We start from the raw sequence: 15566 nt of genomic DNA on the forward strand, positions 1-15566 counted from the left end.
CGATGCAACACCCGAGCCTCCCCGTTCTCTACAGCTTTCGCCGTTGCCCGTACGCAATGCGCGCCCGCCTGGCGCTGGCCGCCAGCGGCGAGCCGTGCGAACTGCGCGAAGTGGTCTTGAAGAACAAGCCCGCCGAGATGCTCGCCGCATCGCCCAAGGGCACGGTGCCCGTGCTGGTGCTGCCCGAGGCGGCGGTGCTGGAGCAAAGCCTCGACATCATGCTGTGGGCCCTGCGCCGCAACGACCCGCTGCGCTGGCTCGAACCCGAGGCGGGCACGCTCGACGACATGCTCGCGCTCATCGCCACCTGCGACAACGACTTCAAGCCGCAGCTCGACCGCTACAAATACCCGGGGCGGTTCAGCGAATTGCCGGAGAACGCATGCGAAAGCGGCTCCCGGTTTCTTTCGCAGCTCGAGGCAAGGCTTGCCGCCGGTTCCCAGCTTTTCGGCACGCGGGCCACGTTGGCCGATGCCGCCGTCATGCCCTTCGTGCGGCAGTTCGCGATGGTCGATCCCGCATGGTTCGAAAGCCAGCCCTGGCCGCAGCTGCGCAGCTGGCTCGCGGGTTGGACCGGGTCGCAACTGTTCGAGCGCGCGATGCGGAAGTACTCGCCGTGGGTATCGGGCGCGGCCGGCGTCGCCTACCCGCCCGCCTGATCAGCCGAAGTTCGGCGCCCGCCGTTCGCGCAGCGAGGCCACGCCCTCGCGCACGTCGGCACCGGCAAAGCCCATGAATTCGAGCGCCAGCGAGGCGTCGAACGTCGGCCCGGCCTGGCGCAGCCAGTTGTTGAGCGCGTACTTGGTGAGGCGAATCGCGCTCTGGCTGCCGGCCGCCAGCCGGTCAGCCACTTCATAGGCGCGCGGCAGCAGGTCGGCCTCGTCCACCGCGAGCGACACCAGGCCGATGCGCTCGGCCTCCTCGCCGCTCACCGGCTCGCACAGCAGCAGGTGGTACTTGGCCTTGGCCATGCCGCACAAGAGCGGCCAGACGATGGCCGCATGGTCGCCCGCCGCCACGCCCAGGCGCGTGTGGCCGTCGACGATCTTCGCGCCCTTGCTCGCAATGGAAATATCGGCCAGCAGCCCCGCCACCAGCCCGGCGCCCACGGCCGGGCCGTGCATGGCGCTGACGATCGGCTTGTCGCAGTTGATGATGTTGTAGACGAGGTCGCGCGCTTCTTTCCACACACGCTGGCGCACCGCGTCGTCGGTGGTCATGTCTTGCACCATGGCCAGGTCGCCGCCGCCGGAAAAGCCGAGCCCTTCGCCCCGCAGCACCGCGCAGCGCACCGTGTCGTCGACCGCCAGGTCGCGCCAGATTTCGGCAAGCTCGCGGTGGCCGTCATGGCCGGCCGTGGGCAGCTTGCCGTTGGCCGCACGCATCTGGATGTCGAGCACCGCATCGTGGATGCCGCGGCGCGTGATGGCAAGGGTCTGGTAGCGGGTGTAGTCCATGCGTGTCTCCGCCCCGCATGCGTGCGGGGATTTTCTTTTTCGTCGAAAGACGGGAACGCTATTTTCGCGCGGCAAGCTCGCGGCAGCGCTGCACGTTGGCTTCGAAGCGCGGTGCCAGCCCGGGCTCGCACACGTCGCCCGAGGGGTTGAGCTTGCACATGCCGACCACCGCGTAGTCCATCACGGCCTCGGTGCACATCGGGTATTTCGCCAGGTCGGGGTTGGCCTGGGCCTTGAAGCCCCAGCGCTCGGAGAACTGCACCACGCGGGCGGTGGCGCCGTGGAAAAAGCTGCGGTCGCGGGCCGCGATGGCGGCCTCCATGCGGGGCAGTTCCTCGTTGAGATAGCCCACGGCTTCCAGCGGGAAACCCGAAGGATCAGGCTGTGCGGCGGCAAGGGTTGCGGCCAGCGCAAGCGGCACGGCAGCGAAGCTGCGCAGCAGCGAAAACCTGGAGAAGATGGGCGCGCGGTTGTATTGCATGGGTTCCCATTTTGCAGTGGCGGCGTAACCATGTGTATGCTCATGGAAAGCCGCCCCCCTGCGGGCCACGCCCGCGTCGCCCCTGCACAACGCCCGCTGGCGCATTCGCTCGCTCCAGACGCCCCGGTCACTTGCCCTTTTTCTGCCGGTCGAACTTGCGCCAGTACTGGAACTCGTCTTCGTGCACTTCGAGGTCGACCTCCGAGATGCGAGCCTGCAGGCGCTCCTGCACGTCGGCCACCGCCTTGTTGTAGACGATGGGCCCGACTTCCTCGAGAAAGAAGCCGAGCAGCGCGCCGGCGGCGATGTTGCCGATCGGCTCTTCCATGTTCTCGCGGAAGTAGCGTTCGATCGACGCGATGGCCTGTTGCCGTGCTTCCTTGGCGATCTCGATGGTCATGCGGTTCCTTGGGGGTTTTGCCGTTCGATTCTGCAGCGCATTCGTCTTGCGACAATGGCGCACCTGCCGATCTTCACCAGCGACTCACGACACCATGGCTTCAAGACAACTCCGCACGCTCGAACGCGGCATTCTTTGCGTATTGATCGGCGCCGCCGTGCTGCTGGGGCCGCGCTTCCTGCAAGGCACGCGCTGGTTCGAGATGGTGGCGGGCGCGTCGGTGGTCGGCTGGTTCGCCCTTGCGCTGGGCGTGGCGCTGATCGTGGTCGACCTGGTGCAGCGCGCCAAGGCGCGGCGCTAGTAAAAAGCCGCGCCGCGCTCAGCGGCGGAGCTTCTTGATGAGCTCGACCACCGCAAGCACCACGGCGCCGGCAACAAGGCCGACACCCGCGTTCACGCCCATCGATCCGAGTGCGCCGAACACACCGCCGGTGGCTTCGGCCCAGTGTTCGACCGCATGGCCGAACGCGGGAACGCCGTGCACCAGGATGCCGCCGCCCACGAGGAACATGGCGGCGGTGCCCGCAATCGACAGCCCCTTCATGAGCCAGGGCGCCGCAACCAGGATGCCGCGGCCCAGGGCCTGCGCGGCCTTGCTGGCCTGCTGGCTAAGGTAAAGGCCCGCGTCGTCGAGCTTGACGATGCCCGCCACCAAGCCGTAGACGCCCACGGTCATGATGAGCGCAATGCCCGCGAGCACGGTGAACTGCGTGACGAAGGGCTGGCCCTGAACGGTGCCCAGCGTGATGGCGATGATCTCCGCCGAAAGAATGAAGTCGGTGCGCACCGCGCCCTTGATCTTGTCCTTTTCGACGGCAACCACGTCGATGGTCTCGTCGGCCACCGCCCGCTCGTGGCGCGCCGTGTCGGCTTCATGCTCTTTCTTGTGCAGGAACTTGTGGGCCAGCTTCTCGCAGCCTTCGAAGCACAGGAACGCGCCGCCGATCATCAGCAGCGGCGTGACCAGCCAGGGCAGCCAGGTGCCGATGGCCAGTGCCGCGGGCACCAGGATGAGCTTGTTGACGAACGAGCCCTTGCACACCGCCCAGACCACCGGCAGCTCGCGGTCGGCCTTGACGCCCGAAACCTGCTGCGCATTGAGCGCGAGGTCGTCGCCCAGAACGCCGGCCGTTTTCTTGGCGGCTACCTTGGTGAGGATCGAGACGTCGTCCAGAACGGTGGCGATGTCGTCGAGCAGCAGAAGCAGGCTGGTGGCCATGGCAATGGTCGGTGTAAAAAAAGAATCGGCGAGCTTAGCCGCAACCGCGGCCCGCGCCGGCAATACCCGTACGCGGCAGGCGCGTCAGACGACGTTGCGCTTGAGGCGGATTTCTTCGACGCGCACCGTGCCGAGCGCCGTGGTCTTGGCGGTCTTCATTTCGCGCTTGAAACCGGCAAGCTCGAAAAAGCGCATGGCGCGGTCGTTGCGAATCGGCACCCACGCGGTCACGGTGGTGCAGCCTTCTTCCTCAAGGCCCTCGCGGGCGGCGTCCCAAAGCGCCACGCCCAGGCCCTTGCCCCAATGCTCGGGCTTGACATAAAGGGCCCAGATCTCGCCCGCGGTGGAAGGCGTCTTGGGATCGCGCGAGCGGTCGAAGCCGACGAAGCCGACGATTTCGCCGCCCAGCACCGCCACCTGCACCTGCGGCTCGCTGAACTCGATGGCTTCGCGCCACTTGGCCTCGCGGGTGGCGGGGGCCAGCGTGCGCAGCTCTTCCTCGGGCAGGATGCCCTGGTAGGCAGCCTGGGCGGCCAGGGTGTGGACTTCGGCGACGGCCTTGGCGTCGCGCATCGTGGCGGGGCGAACTTCGTAATCTGACATGAATGCGGAAAATCAAATGGAACCGCGTATTGTCGCCGCACCGCTAAACTGCTTGTTGCACACGCACCAGACACACATCAACAGGAGGTAGATATGGCCAAGGGTCAACAACGCGCGAACAAGGAAGCCAAGAAACCGAAGAAGGACACTTCGCCGCCCAAGCCCGCGGGCACTGGCGGGATCGAGCCGGTCCGCACGATCACCACCGCGGTCATTCCGCGCGGCAAGCTCAAGAACAAGTGACCGACGAAAAGCCAGCGCCCGCCAAGCCGGCCCAGCCGCGGAACCCGTTGCACGGGCTCACGCTGGAAGCCATCGTCACGGCGCTGGCCGACTACTACGGCTGGGAACAGCTCGGCCATCTCGTTCCCATCCGCTGCTTCACCTTCGAGCCGAGCGTGGGCTCCAGCCTCAAGTTTCTGCGCAAGACGCCGTGGGCGCGCGAGAAGGTCGAAAGCCTTTATCTCTTCATGCTGCGCGAACAGCGCCGCGAGCAGCAGCAACAGCAACAATCCCCGCAGCGATGAGGGTTCGGCTCGAACCTTCGGGCCTTGGTTTCGAGGCCGAGACCGGCACCACGCTCCTGAAGGCGGCCGAGGCGGCCGGCATCGAAATGCCGAGCTCCTGCCGCAACGGCACCTGCCGCACCTGCATCTGCCAGCTGCTGTCGGGCTCGATACGCCACACCGTCGAATGGCCCGGCCTGAGCGCCGAGGAAAAGGCCGAGGGCTGGATACTGCCCTGCGTGGCCGAGGCGCAGAGCGATCTTTCGATCGATGCGCCCAAGGCGTTCTCGGTGTTCTGAGAGCCGACCTGTTCAGCCTTGCTTGACGGCCTGAGCCGGCGCCGCGACCACCAGACGGTCGCGCTGCGCGAGCGATGGGAACAGCTTGAACCAGCCCAGCGCCACCATCATCGTTCCCACGCCGCCCAGCACCACCGAGCCCACCGGCCCCAGCAGCGCAGCCGTGGCGCCGGATTCGAACTCGCCCAGCTGGTTGCTGGCGCCGATGAAGATCGAATTGACCGCGCTCACCCGGCCTCGCATGGCGTCGGGCGTTTCGAGCTGCACGAGCGTCTGCCGGATCACCACGTTGACCATGTCGGCCCCGCCGGACACCGCCAGCGCAATCAGCGAAACGACGAAGCTGCGCGAAATGCCGAACACCACCATGCACAGCCCGAAGAGCCCGACGGCGATCAGCAGGGTGCGGCCGATGTGGCGCTCGATGGGCCGGCGCGTGAGCGCAATCGACATCACGAGCGCACCCGCGGCGGGCGCGCTGCGCAGCAGCCCGAGGCCCCATGGCCCCGTGTGCAGGATGTCCTTGGCGTAGATGGGCAGCAGCGCCACGGCGCCACCCAGCAGCACCGCGAAAAGATCGAGCGACACGGCGCCGAGCACGGGCTTGCGCCTCCAGATGAAATTGACCCCCGCGAACACCGTGGCCAGCGTGACCGGCTCGCGCGCTGCCGGGGTATGGGCATAGCGCAGCCGCAGCACCAGCACGCAGGCAATGGCAAAGCACAGCACGCTTGCGCCGTACACCACCGCCATGCCCGCCACGAACAACAGGCCGCCGAGCGCCGGCCCGCCGATGATCGCGCCCTGCATGCCGGCCGAACTGAACGCCATGGCCCGCGGCAGCATGGTGGGCGGCACCAAGAGCGGCGTCAGCGCCTGCTGCGCCGGCATCTGGAAGGCACGCACCGCGCCGAGCACCAGCGACAAGCCCAGCAGCAGGCCGCGCGTATCGAAACCCTGCGCCACCGCGAGCAGGAGCACCAGCGCCACCACCCCCTGCACCGCAAAGCAGGCCGCCACGATGCGGCCGCGATGGCGGCGGTCGACCACGTGGCCGGCCAGCAGCGCCAGCAGCAATGCGGGAACGAATTGATAGAGGCCGACCAGGCCAAGGTCCCAGGCACTGCCGGTGAGCTCGTACATGTGCCAGCCGATGGCCACCAGCAGCATCTGCGACGCCGCGGTGCCGAAAAGCCGCGCCACCCACAACTGCATGAACGGACGCTCGCGCCTGAGTTGGGAAAAGCTCGGAGGCGCGGGAACGGCGGCGGAAATGGGAGAAGGAGAGGCAGGAGAAGCGGGGCCGGACATTCGTTCGAGGATAGCCGAGGCTTCATGAGCCTCGCATGAGGGCGGGCTCTCCGCCCTGCCCCCTGCTGCCGGCCTTCTCTCTACACTCTGCCGCATCCATGCCCGACACCGACCTTGCCATCGACCTCGTCCACGAAGACGCCCACCTGCTGGTGCTGAACAAGCCTGCGGGCCTGCTTTGTGTGCCCGGGCGCGGCGAAGACAAGCAGGACTGCCTGAGCGCGCGCGCCATGCGGCGGTGGCCCGACGCGCTGATCGTTCACCGGCTCGACATGGCGACCAGCGGGCTGGTGCTGATGGCTCGCGGGGCCGCCATGCAGCGCGCGCTCGGCGATGCGTTTGCCAACCGGGTGATGCACAAGCGCTACGAAGCCATCGTCGACGGTGCCATGCCGGTGCGCGATGAATGGTCGGTCATCGACGCACCGTTGATGGCCGACTGGCCGCGGCGCCCGCTGCAGAAGGTGGATCCCGCGGGCAAGCCCAGCCTCACGCGGTGGCGGGCGCTTTTCTCAACAATCAATGAAGAAACTGCGGCCACGCATGTGCTGCTGGAGCCGCTCACGGGCCGCTCGCATCAGCTGCGCGTGCACCTGCTGTCGGTCGGCCATCCGATCCTGGGCGATGCGCTCTATGGCAGTGCCGAAGTGCAGGCGCGCGCCCCTCGCCTGCTGCTGCATGCGAGCGAGCTGGGCTTTGTGCACCCAGCGACGCAGCAGATGCTTCGCTTTCAGAGCCGGCCGGACTTCGCTCTTCCTTCTTCTTCTCTTTTTTCTACAGCCCGCCCTTGACCACGAGCACCGGCATCGGTGCGTCCTGGAGCACACGCTGGGTCACGCTGCCGAGCAGCAGCTTCTCGATGCCGCTGCGGCCATGCGAGCCCATCACGATCAGGTCGGCCGCAATGGCAATCGCGGTGTCGACGATGCCTTCGTGCACCACATGGCCGTCGATCACACGCTGGTCGCTGTGCAGGCCTTCGGCCGCCAGCGCGGCCACGCCGCGCGCGAGTGCTGCATTGGCGCTTGCGGTGGCCGCGGCCAGGTATTCGTTCTGGCCGAGCGCGTAGTCCGCGCCCACGCCGATGAAGGGATAGTTGTCGATCACGTGGATCAATGTGATGCGGCTTCCGAACGCCAGCGCCAGGCCACTGGCCTTGCTGACCGCGAGCATGGAAGTTTCGGAGCCGTCGATCGGAACCAGGATGTGATTGAACATGGCGGACCTCACTTTCGTTCGTTCGCAGACAGGCGCGGCTCGCAACCGAACCGGGCCTCCAATTTAACCCCTAGGCCGGGGCGTGACTGTAGGACTCAAGCCAGCGGGGTCAATCCCCCTGGAAACCCTGAGCGCGGCAGGTAACCACGAGGGTGTCGCGCCAGCCGGCGGCCCCCTCTTCGGTCGGCTGGATGGGCGTGGACTCGTGGATCACGCGTGCGTCGTCGAGCAGCAGCAGCGTCCACGGCTCGGTCATGGTGAACCGCTCGCCGCGCCTTCCGTTGGCTTCGAACACGCGCGTTTCGCCGCCCTTGATTCCGCTGCGTCCCACCAGCGCCACCGCCACCAGGTCGACACCGTCGCGGTGCGCGCCTTCAGGCGTGGGCCGGCCGATGCCGCCTGCGGTGTCGATGCGGAACTGGTGCGCCTCGACAAACCACGGTTGCGCCGCGGTATTTCGCATGCCGCTTGCCGCTTCGCCCAGGCGCTGCAGCAGGCGCTGCCACACCGGCTGCGCCACCGTGGCCTCGTGCATGGGCGCAAACCAGCGCTGCATGCCGCCGTGCAGCGCGTTGTATTCGACCGGCTGCCAGTGCGCACGGTGCGGCACCTGCGCAATCGCCTCGCCCTCGACGGTGAAGCACGCATGGCGCCGCGTGCGGTAGCGGCCGCCGTCCTTCAGGTATTCGTCCGGTGGAAGATCGTTCCAGTCGGCGTGCAGCGCTTCGAGTTCGTCGAGCGGCACGCCGAGCCACTCGCTCACGCCTTGAGGGCTGAGCACGGCATAGCCCTGTTCGCGCAGCGCAGGCAGCAGCTCGGCCGGCTGGATGAACGGCGGTGCGAATGCAGCGTTGGTCACGACGCGGTGACCTTCACGTCCTTCCAGAACGCGACGCGATCACGGATTTCTTCGGCTTCGGGCTTGGGGTCTGCGTAGTACCAGGCGGCGTCCGTATGGAGCTCGCCGTTGACCAGCAGCGAGTAGTAGCTGGCCGTGCCCTTCCAGGGGCAAGTGGTCTTGTGGTTGCTGAAGGTGACGTGGTCGCGGTTGAGCGCGCTCATCGGGAAATAGTGGTTACCTTCGACGAGCACGGTGTCGTCGCTTTCGGCGATGGTGACGCCGTTCCAGGTTGCTTTCATGTGTTGCTCTCCACGGGGAAGGGATATTGTGCCCTTTGGCATTGTTTGTTTCCCGGGACCGGGCCTCGCCCAGCGGGCGCCCAACCATGTGGCGCGCAGCGCCGCAATGGCTTGGCCGAGCGAAGCAAAGGCCCGTTCGGTTTCCAAGCCCCTCTGTATGCGCCGAGGAGCGGAGGGTTTTGCGGATCAGGGCTCGCAGCTGTTTGAGCGAAGCGAGTTCTGCGAGACCCCGCGAAACCCGAGCACCGCAGGTTGCCCGCAGCGAAGCGGAGGGTCGCAGACAGTGGGGTCGCTCTTTCTTTTGCCTACGTTTCTTTGGCGAAGCAAAGAAAAGTAGGTCGCCCGCCGGGGCGACACCCGGCCTCGGAACTCAAAAAACAAAAAGAAGAATCACGCCCCCAACCAATGCACACTAAAAAGCCGCTCAGGATCCGTCCAAACCGCCAACGGCCGGAACCCCGCCTTCACAGCCAGCGCCCGCAGCCCATCCACAGTGAACTTATGCGAGTACTCGGTATGAATCGTCTCCCCTTCCTCGAACCCGAACCGCTCACCGTGCAGTGAAACAGCCTGAGCCCGACGGCTCACCAAGTGCATCTCGATCCGCTGTCTCGGCGCGTTGTAGAACGCCGAATGCGCAAAGCCATCCAGATCAAAATCGGCATCGAGCTCGGCATTGGCGCGCCGCAGCAAATTCAAGTTGAACGCAGCCGTCACCCCTTGCGCATCGTTGTAAGCAGCATGCAACCGAGCCGGGTCCTTCACCAGGTCGACGCCGATCAGCAGCCCGCCCCCTCGCAGCATCCGCGCCGCAAGCTGCAGAAACGCCAGCGCCTCTTCAGGCTCGAAATTCCCGATCGTCGAACCCGGAAAAAACCCGACGCGCTTGCCCGCACCGGGCATCGGCGCCGGCAGCACCAGCGGCATGGTGTAGTCCGCCGCAATCGGCTGCACCACAAGTTCGGGGTAGTCGGCCTTCAGCCGCGCGGCGGCGGCCTGCAGGTGTTCGCCCGAAATGTCGATGGGTAAATAGCGCTTGGGCGCCTCGAGCGCATCCAGCAGCAGCCGCACCTTGGTAAGGGAGCCGGCACCGAACTCCACGATCTCGGCACCGGGGCCGATCTGCTCGGCGATTTCCCCGGCGCATTCGCCGAGGATGCGCAACTCGGTTCGCGTGGGGTAGTAATCGGGCAATTCGCAGATGCGGTCGAACAGCTGCGAGCCGGCCGCGTCGTAAAAAAACTTGGGCGAAATGCTGCGCGGCTTGCGCGCAAGGCCCGCCAGCATCGCGCGGCCGAATTCGCAGAGCGGCTCACTCGTTGCCGCTGCGGCGGTGGCCGGCGCCGCAGGCTTGCGCTGCTGCTGTGCGGCGGCGAACGAGAAGGAGGACGAGGATGTTGGATTGCGCATGATTCAGACGTCTTTCGCGAGCCTTAGCCCCGAGAACTGCCAGCGCGCCGCCGGCGGAAAAAAGTTGCGGTAGCTGGGCCGCGTGTGCCCGGCCGGGGTGGCCACGCTGCCACCGCGCAACACCAGTTGACCCACCATGAACTTGCCGTTGTATTCGGCGGCAATGCCGGGCATGGGCCTGAAACCGGGATACGGGTCGTACGACGAACGCGTCCACTGCCAGACGTGGCCGGTCATCTGCGAGATGCCGGGCGCGTCGAAGGCGGCCTCCCATTCGAACTCGGTGGGCAGCCGCGCGCCGGCCCATTCGGCATACGCGGCGGCTTCATAAAAACTCAGCTGCGAGACGGGCGCATCGGCTTCCATGGACCGAACGCCGTGCGGGCCGAACACTTGCCAGCCGCTTTGGTGCTGCTGCGGGCCGAGCCGCGGATCGTCGGGCGCGAGCCAGTAGGCCGGATGCTGCCAGCCCTGCGCCTGCACCGCGGCCCAGCCGTCGGACAGCCAGAGCTCGGGCCGCTTGTAGCCGCCGTCGGCAATGAACTGGGCGTAGTCGCCGCAATTCACCAGCCGGTCGGCAATGGCATAGGGCTGCAGCAGAGCTGCGTGGCGCGGCGTTTCGTTGTCGAAGGCAAAACCCAGCTGCGGCCCCTCATGGCCGACCTGAACCACCCCGCCGGTCTGCGGCAGCCAGCGCATTGCTGGCGGCACCGCGGCCAGCCGCAACGCGGGGCCCGCCGCGGGCTTGTAGGCGGGCAGCAGCGGGTTGCATGACAGCGCATGAAGAATGTCGGTGAGCAGCAGCTCCTGGTGCTGCTGCTCGTGGTTGAGGCCCAGCGTGACGATGGGCTCGATGGCGGCCCAGTCCTGCTCGCCGATGTCGCGGTCGAGCAAGGCGAGCACCGCCTCGTCGACGTGGCTGCGATAGGCATGCACCTCGTCCACCGAGGGGCGCGTGAGCAGCCCCCGCTGCGGCCGCGGGTGGCGCGGGCCGAGCGCCTCGTAGTACGAGTTGAAAAGGTAGTGAAAGCGCACGTCGAAGGGCCGGTAGCCCGCAGCGTGAGGCTGGAGCAGCACGGTCTCGAAGAACCACGTGGTGTGCGCAAGATGCCACTTGGTGGGGCTTGCATCAGGCATCGACTGGATGCACTGGTCTTCGGCGGACAGCGGCGCGGCGAGCGCCAGGCTGGCAGCTCGCACTTCGCGGAACTTGTCGCGCAATGCGCTCGCCGCCTGGGTGATCGGCCGGGAAAGCGTCATGGAGTCTCCAGTCGGGTCAGCCGCTCGTTGTAGCCGATTCGTATTGCCGCAGCACGTAGGACAAGTTCTCGCCCTGGCTCTCTTGCGGGGGGGCGTCAAATCGGTGGGGGAGCCACTTTGGCACAAGACGCGCCGGCGTGCAGGGCGGCTGCGTATCATCCGTTCGATGCAAACGAACAACGCCTCCGCCCGCCCCCACGTCGTCATCGTCGGTTGCGGATTCGGCGGGCTCGAAGCGGCCCGCAGGCTCGACAGCGCCGACGTGGACGTGACGGTGATCGAAAAAACCAATCACCACCTGTTCCAGCCCCTGCTTTACCAGGTGGCGACCGCCGGGCTGGCCGCGCCGTCGATCGCGGCGCCGGTGCGCGCCCTGTTCCGCAAGCAGCCACGCATCACCACGCTGCTGGGCGAAGTGAGCGCCATCGACGCGGCGGGCCGCGCGGTTCAGCTGACCAACGGCAGCCGGGTGAGCTACGACCACCTGATCGTCGCGGCCGGCGCCACCCACAGCTATTTCGGCCACGACGAATGGGCACCCCTCGCGCCGGGCCTCAAGACGCTGGCCGATGCGTTCGAGATCCGCCGGCGCGTGCTGATGTCTTTCGAGGCGGCCGAGACCGCTACCGACCCGCAGCGCCGCCGCGCGCTGCTGACCTTCGTGGTGATCGGCGCCGGGCCGACCGGCGTCGAAATGGCCGGCACCCTGGCCGAAATTGCCAAGCACACCCTTTCCGGGGAGTTCCGCCACATCGATCCGGGCAGCGCGCAGGTGCTGCTGGTCGAAGGCGGCCCGCGCGTGCTGCAGGCCATGCCCGAAAGCCTGAGCCAGAAGGCGCTGGAGCAGCTCGAGAAACTCGGCGTGGAAGTGCGGCTCAATGCGCGCGTGACCGCCATCGACGCCAACGGACTCGAGGTGCAGTCAGGCGGCGGCGCAGACGGCGCGCCGGCCACCAGCTACCGCATCGAGAGCAGTTGCGTGGTGTGGGCGGCCGGCGTTGCGGCCTCGCCGCTCGGCCGCATGCTGGGCGAAGCGACCGGCGCTGAATGCGACCGCGCGGGCCGCATCAAGGTCGAGCCCGACCTGAGCCTGGCCGGGCACCCCGAAATCAGCGTGGTCGGCGACCTTGCGGCCGCCATGAGCTACGCGCCCGGCAAGCCGCCCAAGCCCGTGCCGGGCGTGTCGCCCGGCGCCAAGCAGATGGGCCGCGCCGCCGCCTCGAACATTCTTCGCCGCATCGCCGGCACGCCCACGGTGCCCTTTCGCTACCGCGACTACGGGAACCTGGCGACCATCGGCCGCAACTCGGCCGTGGTCGACCTGGGCACACCCTTCGGTCCGCTGCGCTTCAGCGGGCGGCTCGCATGGCTGTTCTGGCTGTTTGCGCACGCGTATTTCCTCATCGGCTTTCGCAACCGCATCGTGGTGATGATGGACTGGGCCAGCGCGTACTGGAGCTTCCAGCGCAATGCGCGCGTGGTGGCGGACGTGCAGGGCAAGAGCGAGTCTTAGCCGCAAAGCCCCGCGAGGGCCTGCCCGACATGTCATTGACCCTGTGGATTGCCGTGCATGCGCTCGATGCGGTGTTCTGGCTGTGGGTCTTGCGCTGGGGCGGCGCGGCATGGCTCGAAGGCACCTTTGCCTCGGGCTTTCTGATCAGCATCTTTGCACCTCGGTGGAGCGCCGAGGGCATTCGCATGTTTGCGCTACTGATGCTGGTGGTGTGCGCCATCAGTTTTCTCGCGGGTGTTTTCGTGCCCTCGCTGCGCTGCTTTTACGGCGGGGCCTGCTAGGCGCTTTTCCAGCGGCCGCGCTCGAACGGCTCAGAACAGCAAGTCGTTCGACGATGCGTTCTCGCGCTGGCGACGCCGCCACTCCCACGGCGCGGTCGGCTTGGCACCGGCCCACAGGCCCAGGCGCTGCTCACGCGCGCTTTCCTGCAGCTTGAACAAGCCGCCGCCGCGCCGCGTGGCGATGCCGTTGAAGTCGTACACCCAGGCCCAGCCCTCGGCCACCATCCGCGTTCCGGCGTCCTGCCCGTCGCAGTTCACGTCGGCCACCGTGCGGCCATAGCGGTCGGTGTCGCGTTCGGTGATCACGGCCTGCTCGAAGTAGCACAGGCGGCTCAACGCCTGCCGACTGCGCTGTCCGTAGGGCTGGGCCCGTTCCGGTGCGTCGATGGCGGCAATGCGTACCTTCACTTCCTCGTAGGAGCCGAAGCGCCCGCAGCGGGCGGTGAGCGTGTCGCCGTCGCTGATGCCCACGACGAGGCAGGTTCGCGGCGAAGCCGCGTGCGACAACTGGGGCGAAAGCAGCGGAAGGAGCGCGAGGCAGACGGCGGCGAGAGAACGCAAACGCATGGAGCAGAGAGAGAGAAGGAACGTGGCGGAGAAAGCCACGGATTCTCGTTGCGAACTGCCCCGGCCCTCGCCCACGAACCCGCTGTTACGCGGCGGCCTCGTTCTCGTCTTCCTGCAGCAGCCGCCACATCACCTTGCCGCTGCCGCTCTTGGGCAGTGCGTCGACGAACTGCACCTTGCGCGGAATCTTGTAGACGGCCATGTTCTCGCGGCACCAGTCGATGATTTCCTGCTCGGTGGTGTTCTTGTGCGTGGCGCGCAGCACCACCACGGCCTTGACCGATTCGCCGCGGTAGCTGTCCTTGGTCGAGATGACGCAGGCCTCCTGGATGGCGGGGTGGCGGAACATCAGCAGCTCGACTTCGGCGGGCCACACCTTGAAACCGCTCGCGTTGATCATGCGCTTGAGCCGGTCGGTGATGAAGAAATAACCGTCCTCGTCCATGCGGCCCATGTCGCCTGAGCGGAAGAAGCGCTTGCCCTCGAATTCGACAAAAGCGGCCTTCGTCGCGTCAGGCCGTTTCCAGTAGCCCTGGAACACCTCGGGGCCGTGGATGATGATCTCGCCCGATTCACCGACGGGCATTTCCTTCAACGTGTCGGGGTCGACCACGCGCGCGTCGGTGCTCATGAAGGGAATGCCCAGGCACTGCTGCTTGGGGTGGTCCGACGGATTGGTGTGCGACGGCGCCGCGGTCTCGGTGAGGCCGTAGCCCTCCTGGTACTTGAGGCCGTATTGCTCGAAGAGGCGCTGCGCCACGGCCTGCGGCATGGCGGCGCCACCTCCGCCGATGTGCGTGATGCTCGACAGGTCGTAGCTCGCGAAGTTGGGGCTGGCCATGAGGTCGATCACCATGGTGGGGATATTGGTCCAGCTCGTGACCTTCCAGCGCGAGATGAGCCGCCCGGCCACCTCGCGGTCCCAGCGCGGCATGATGACCAGCGTGCCCGCCGCGAGGATGGAGGTGTGCATCATGCTCACCACGCCGGTAATGTGGAACATCGGCACCACGGCCAGCACCACCGCTTCCGACGTGGCCTGGCCCCAGAGCTGGCCGGCCACCGCGTTGTGCATGAGGCTCGAATGGTGGTGAACGCACCCCTTGGGAAGGCCGGTGGTCCCGCTGGTGTAGGGCAGCAGTGCCATGTCGTTGGCGCCCACCACATGCTCGGGCGCCGCGTGGCCCGCCGCCAGCGCATCGGTCCAGGCCATGGCCTTGCCTTGCGCCAGTTCGGGCAGCGGATGGCGGGTGGTGAGCCATTCTTTCCATGCCGGCGCGGGCGCATCGTCGCCGGTTGCATCGGCGTCGAAGGCATCGGTGAACTGGGTCACTATGAGGTGGTCGAGCTGCTGCTCGGGCGGCAGCGCGTTGCTGGCCTTGGCCAGCTCGCCGGCAAGATCGCCGGTGGTGATGGCCACCTTCGCATCGGGGTCGACGATGTAGTGCTTGAGCTCTTCGGCCCGGTTCATCGGGTTGACCGGCACCACCACCGCATTGGCGCGCAGGATCGCGAAATGGGCGATCACCAGCTGCGGGCAGTTCTGCATATTGAGCACCACCCGGTCGCCGCGCTTCACGCCCAGGGCATGCAGCGTGCCTGCCAGGCGTTCGACCTGCTCGGCGAATTCGCGGTAGTTCATCACCCGGCCGAAGAACACGAGCGCGGCCTTGTCGGGGTAGCGCGCCGCCGAGGTCGCGAGGTTGTGCCACAACGAGGTGGCGGGAACGGTGATCGAATGCGGAAGGCGCTTGGGCCAGAACTTGTGATGCGGGCGTTGTTGCATGGTCAAGGCGGGCGGACGAAGAGAGAAAGAAAAAGGCAGCCCGCAGCCTAAGCCGCCCCGGCCGCGGCTCCCATCGGGGAAGCCCCGGAGCGTCACCTTGGTGACGCCCATTCTT

21 protein-coding genes are annotated in these 15566 nt (G+C 66.9%); 8 read left to right on the forward strand and 13 right to left on the reverse strand.

Annotation, left to right across the window (positions count from 1 at the left end; translation table 11 throughout):
- Positions 1 to 2: 2 nt before the first annotated feature.
- The gene (locus M0765_RS01015; RefSeq protein WP_258501484.1) at positions 3 to 659 is read left to right on the forward strand and encodes a glutathione S-transferase; all 657 of its coding nucleotides are present in this window, start codon (positions 3 to 5) and stop codon (positions 657 to 659) included.
- Here M0765_RS01015 and M0765_RS01020 read toward each other — a convergent pair whose 3' ends face one another.
- The 3 genes from M0765_RS01020 to M0765_RS01030 all read right to left on the reverse strand — a co-directional run bounded on the left by M0765_RS01020 (position 660) and on the right by M0765_RS01030 (position 2338).
- Positions 660 to 1457, reverse strand: a complete 798-nt coding sequence (locus tag M0765_RS01020; protein WP_258501485.1) for an enoyl-CoA hydratase/isomerase family protein — start codon at positions 1455 to 1457, stop codon at positions 660 to 662. It abuts the gene before it with no gap.
- 58 nt (positions 1458 to 1515) lie between these two features.
- Complete coding sequence (locus M0765_RS01025) at positions 1516 to 1938, reverse strand: hypothetical protein (RefSeq protein ID WP_126746164.1); 423 nt, start codon at positions 1936 to 1938, stop codon at positions 1516 to 1518.
- Between the two features lie 127 nt (positions 1939 to 2065).
- Entirely contained in the window at positions 2066 to 2338 is a 273-nt protein-coding gene (locus M0765_RS01030) for a DUF2164 domain-containing protein (RefSeq protein ID WP_126746165.1), read from the reverse strand.
- Positions 2339 to 2432: 94 nt separating this feature from the next.
- Between M0765_RS01030 and M0765_RS01035 the strand changes: the two genes are divergently transcribed.
- A complete protein-coding gene (locus M0765_RS01035) occupies positions 2433 to 2639 on the forward strand; it encodes a hypothetical protein (protein ID WP_126746166.1) in 207 nt (68 codons plus the stop codon).
- 18 nt (positions 2640 to 2657) lie between these two features.
- On the opposite strand, the gene M0765_RS01040 is transcribed toward M0765_RS01035, so the two are convergent.
- Together M0765_RS01040 and M0765_RS01045 are read right to left on the reverse strand one after the other, a co-directional pair.
- Entirely contained in the window at positions 2658 to 3557 is a 900-nt protein-coding gene (locus M0765_RS01040) for a DUF808 domain-containing protein (RefSeq protein ID WP_258501487.1), read from the reverse strand.
- An 84-nt stretch (positions 3558 to 3641) separates the two neighbouring features.
- Positions 3642 to 4160, reverse strand: coding sequence for a GNAT family N-acetyltransferase (locus tag M0765_RS01045; RefSeq protein WP_258501488.1), 519 nt, complete (start codon positions 4158 to 4160; stop codon positions 3642 to 3644).
- 93 nt (positions 4161 to 4253) lie between these two features.
- On the opposite strand from M0765_RS01045, the gene M0765_RS01050 reads away from it, so the two are divergent.
- From M0765_RS01050 to M0765_RS01060, 3 genes are read left to right on the forward strand one after another with little or no spacing between them, the layout of a single operon-like run.
- Positions 4254 to 4403, forward strand: coding sequence for a hypothetical protein (locus M0765_RS01050; protein ID WP_164547877.1), 150 nt, complete (start codon positions 4254 to 4256; stop codon positions 4401 to 4403).
- A complete protein-coding gene (locus M0765_RS01055; protein WP_258501490.1) occupies positions 4400 to 4687 on the forward strand; it encodes a VF530 family protein in 288 nt (95 codons plus the stop codon). Before M0765_RS01050 ends, M0765_RS01055 begins: the two co-directional genes overlap by 4 nt.
- A complete protein-coding gene (locus M0765_RS01060) occupies positions 4684 to 4965 on the forward strand; it encodes a 2Fe-2S iron-sulfur cluster-binding protein (RefSeq protein ID WP_258501491.1) in 282 nt (93 codons plus the stop codon). Before M0765_RS01055 ends, M0765_RS01060 begins: the two co-directional genes overlap by 4 nt.
- A gap of 12 nt (positions 4966 to 4977) precedes the next feature.
- Here the strand turns inward: M0765_RS01060 and M0765_RS01065 are convergent, their stop codons facing one another.
- Complete coding sequence (locus M0765_RS01065) at positions 4978 to 6276, reverse strand: MFS transporter (protein ID WP_258501493.1); 1299 nt, start codon at positions 6274 to 6276, stop codon at positions 4978 to 4980.
- A gap of 98 nt (positions 6277 to 6374) precedes the next feature.
- On the opposite strand from M0765_RS01065, the gene M0765_RS01070 reads away from it, so the two are divergent.
- Positions 6375 to 7067 carry an RluA family pseudouridine synthase gene (locus M0765_RS01070; RefSeq protein WP_258501494.1) on the forward strand — a complete coding sequence of 231 codons (693 nt, stop codon included), beginning with the start codon at positions 6375 to 6377 and terminating at the stop codon, positions 7065 to 7067.
- Here the strand turns inward: M0765_RS01070 and M0765_RS01075 are convergent.
- The 5 genes from M0765_RS01075 to egtB all read right to left on the reverse strand — a co-directional run bounded on the left by M0765_RS01075 (position 7051) and on the right by egtB (position 11304).
- A complete protein-coding gene (locus tag M0765_RS01075; RefSeq protein ID WP_015866434.1) occupies positions 7051 to 7494 on the reverse strand; it encodes a universal stress protein in 444 nt (147 codons plus the stop codon). The genes M0765_RS01070 and M0765_RS01075 overlap by 17 nt on opposite strands.
- A gap of 109 nt (positions 7495 to 7603) precedes the next feature.
- Positions 7604 to 8353 (reverse strand): 2OG-Fe dioxygenase family protein, encoded by a 750-nt coding sequence (locus M0765_RS01080; RefSeq protein WP_258501497.1) that lies wholly within the window; start codon positions 8351 to 8353, stop codon positions 7604 to 7606.
- The gene (locus tag M0765_RS01085; RefSeq protein ID WP_258501498.1) at positions 8350 to 8634 is read right to left on the reverse strand and encodes a DUF427 domain-containing protein; all 285 of its coding nucleotides are present in this window, start codon (positions 8632 to 8634) and stop codon (positions 8350 to 8352) included. Before M0765_RS01085 ends, M0765_RS01080 begins: the two co-directional genes overlap by 4 nt.
- 390 nt (positions 8635 to 9024) lie before the next feature.
- Positions 9025 to 10044 (reverse strand): L-histidine N(alpha)-methyltransferase, encoded by a 1020-nt coding sequence (gene egtD, locus M0765_RS01090; protein WP_258501499.1) that lies wholly within the window; start codon positions 10042 to 10044, stop codon positions 9025 to 9027.
- Between the two features lie 3 nt (positions 10045 to 10047).
- Positions 10048 to 11304: an ergothioneine biosynthesis protein EgtB gene (gene egtB / locus M0765_RS01095; protein WP_258501500.1), complete on the reverse strand. Its 1257-nt coding sequence runs from the start codon at positions 11302 to 11304 to the stop codon at positions 10048 to 10050.
- A 166-nt stretch (positions 11305 to 11470) separates the two neighbouring features.
- On the opposite strand from egtB, the gene M0765_RS01100 reads away from it, so the two are divergent.
- Together M0765_RS01100 and M0765_RS01105 are read left to right on the forward strand one after the other, a co-directional pair.
- Entirely contained in the window at positions 11471 to 12817 is a 1347-nt protein-coding gene (locus M0765_RS01100; protein WP_258501501.1) for an NAD(P)/FAD-dependent oxidoreductase, read from the forward strand.
- A gap of 29 nt (positions 12818 to 12846) precedes the next feature.
- Complete coding sequence (locus tag M0765_RS01105; protein ID WP_258501503.1) at positions 12847 to 13098, forward strand: hypothetical protein; 252 nt, start codon at positions 12847 to 12849, stop codon at positions 13096 to 13098.
- 30 nt (positions 13099 to 13128) lie between these two features.
- Here the strand turns inward: M0765_RS01105 and M0765_RS01110 are convergent, their stop codons facing one another.
- Positions 13129 to 13665, reverse strand: a complete 537-nt coding sequence (locus M0765_RS01110) for a thermonuclease family protein (protein WP_258501504.1) — start codon at positions 13663 to 13665, stop codon at positions 13129 to 13131.
- An 85-nt stretch (positions 13666 to 13750) separates the two neighbouring features.
- A complete protein-coding gene (locus M0765_RS01115) occupies positions 13751 to 15451 on the reverse strand; it encodes a long-chain fatty acid--CoA ligase (RefSeq protein ID WP_258501505.1) in 1701 nt (566 codons plus the stop codon).
- Positions 15452 to 15566: the final 115 nt, after the last annotated feature.

Source organism: Variovorax sp. S12S4 (assembly GCF_023195515.1).
In the GTDB taxonomy this organism is placed as follows: domain Bacteria; phylum Pseudomonadota; class Gammaproteobacteria; order Burkholderiales; family Burkholderiaceae_C; genus Variovorax.

What these genes read in the sequence shown, in the direction of transcription:
- M0765_RS01015 (WP_258501484.1), top strand. Translation starts at nt 3, where the DNA reads ATGCAACACCCGAGCCTCCCCGTTCTCTACAGCTTTCGCCGTTGCCCG.
- M0765_RS01020 (WP_258501485.1), bottom strand. Translation starts at nt 1,457, where the DNA reads ATGGACTACACCCGCTACCAGACCCTTGCCATCACGCGCCGCGGCATC.
- M0765_RS01025 (WP_126746164.1), bottom strand. Translation starts at nt 1,938, where the DNA reads ATGCAATACAACCGCGCGCCCATCTTCTCCAGGTTTTCGCTGCTGCGC.
- M0765_RS01030 (WP_126746165.1), bottom strand. Translation starts at nt 2,338, where the DNA reads ATGACCATCGAGATCGCCAAGGAAGCACGGCAACAGGCCATCGCGTCG.
- M0765_RS01035 (WP_126746166.1), top strand. Translation starts at nt 2,433, where the DNA reads ATGGCTTCAAGACAACTCCGCACGCTCGAACGCGGCATTCTTTGCGTA.
- M0765_RS01040 (WP_258501487.1), bottom strand. Translation starts at nt 3,557, where the DNA reads ATGGCCACCAGCCTGCTTCTGCTGCTCGACGACATCGCCACCGTTCTG.
- M0765_RS01045 (WP_258501488.1), bottom strand. Translation starts at nt 4,160, where the DNA reads ATGTCAGATTACGAAGTTCGCCCCGCCACGATGCGCGACGCCAAGGCC.
- M0765_RS01050 (WP_164547877.1), top strand. Translation starts at nt 4,254, where the DNA reads ATGGCCAAGGGTCAACAACGCGCGAACAAGGAAGCCAAGAAACCGAAG.
- M0765_RS01060 (WP_258501491.1), top strand. Translation starts at nt 4,684, where the DNA reads ATGAGGGTTCGGCTCGAACCTTCGGGCCTTGGTTTCGAGGCCGAGACC.
- M0765_RS01065 (WP_258501493.1), bottom strand. Translation starts at nt 6,276, where the DNA reads ATGTCCGGCCCCGCTTCTCCTGCCTCTCCTTCTCCCATTTCCGCCGCC.
- M0765_RS01070 (WP_258501494.1), top strand. Translation starts at nt 6,375, where the DNA reads ATGCCCGACACCGACCTTGCCATCGACCTCGTCCACGAAGACGCCCAC.
- M0765_RS01075 (WP_015866434.1), bottom strand. Translation starts at nt 7,494, where the DNA reads ATGTTCAATCACATCCTGGTTCCGATCGACGGCTCCGAAACTTCCATG.
- M0765_RS01085 (WP_258501498.1), bottom strand. Translation starts at nt 8,634, where the DNA reads ATGAAAGCAACCTGGAACGGCGTCACCATCGCCGAAAGCGACGACACC.
- egtD (WP_258501499.1), bottom strand. Translation starts at nt 10,044, where the DNA reads ATGCGCAATCCAACATCCTCGTCCTCCTTCTCGTTCGCCGCCGCACAG.
- egtB (WP_258501500.1), bottom strand. Translation starts at nt 11,304, where the DNA reads ATGACGCTTTCCCGGCCGATCACCCAGGCGGCGAGCGCATTGCGCGAC.
- M0765_RS01100 (WP_258501501.1), top strand. Translation starts at nt 11,471, where the DNA reads ATGCAAACGAACAACGCCTCCGCCCGCCCCCACGTCGTCATCGTCGGT.
- M0765_RS01105 (WP_258501503.1), top strand. Translation starts at nt 12,847, where the DNA reads ATGTCATTGACCCTGTGGATTGCCGTGCATGCGCTCGATGCGGTGTTC.
- M0765_RS01110 (WP_258501504.1), bottom strand. Translation starts at nt 13,665, where the DNA reads ATGCGTTTGCGTTCTCTCGCCGCCGTCTGCCTCGCGCTCCTTCCGCTG.
- M0765_RS01115 (WP_258501505.1), bottom strand. Translation starts at nt 15,451, where the DNA reads ATGCAACAACGCCCGCATCACAAGTTCTGGCCCAAGCGCCTTCCGCAT.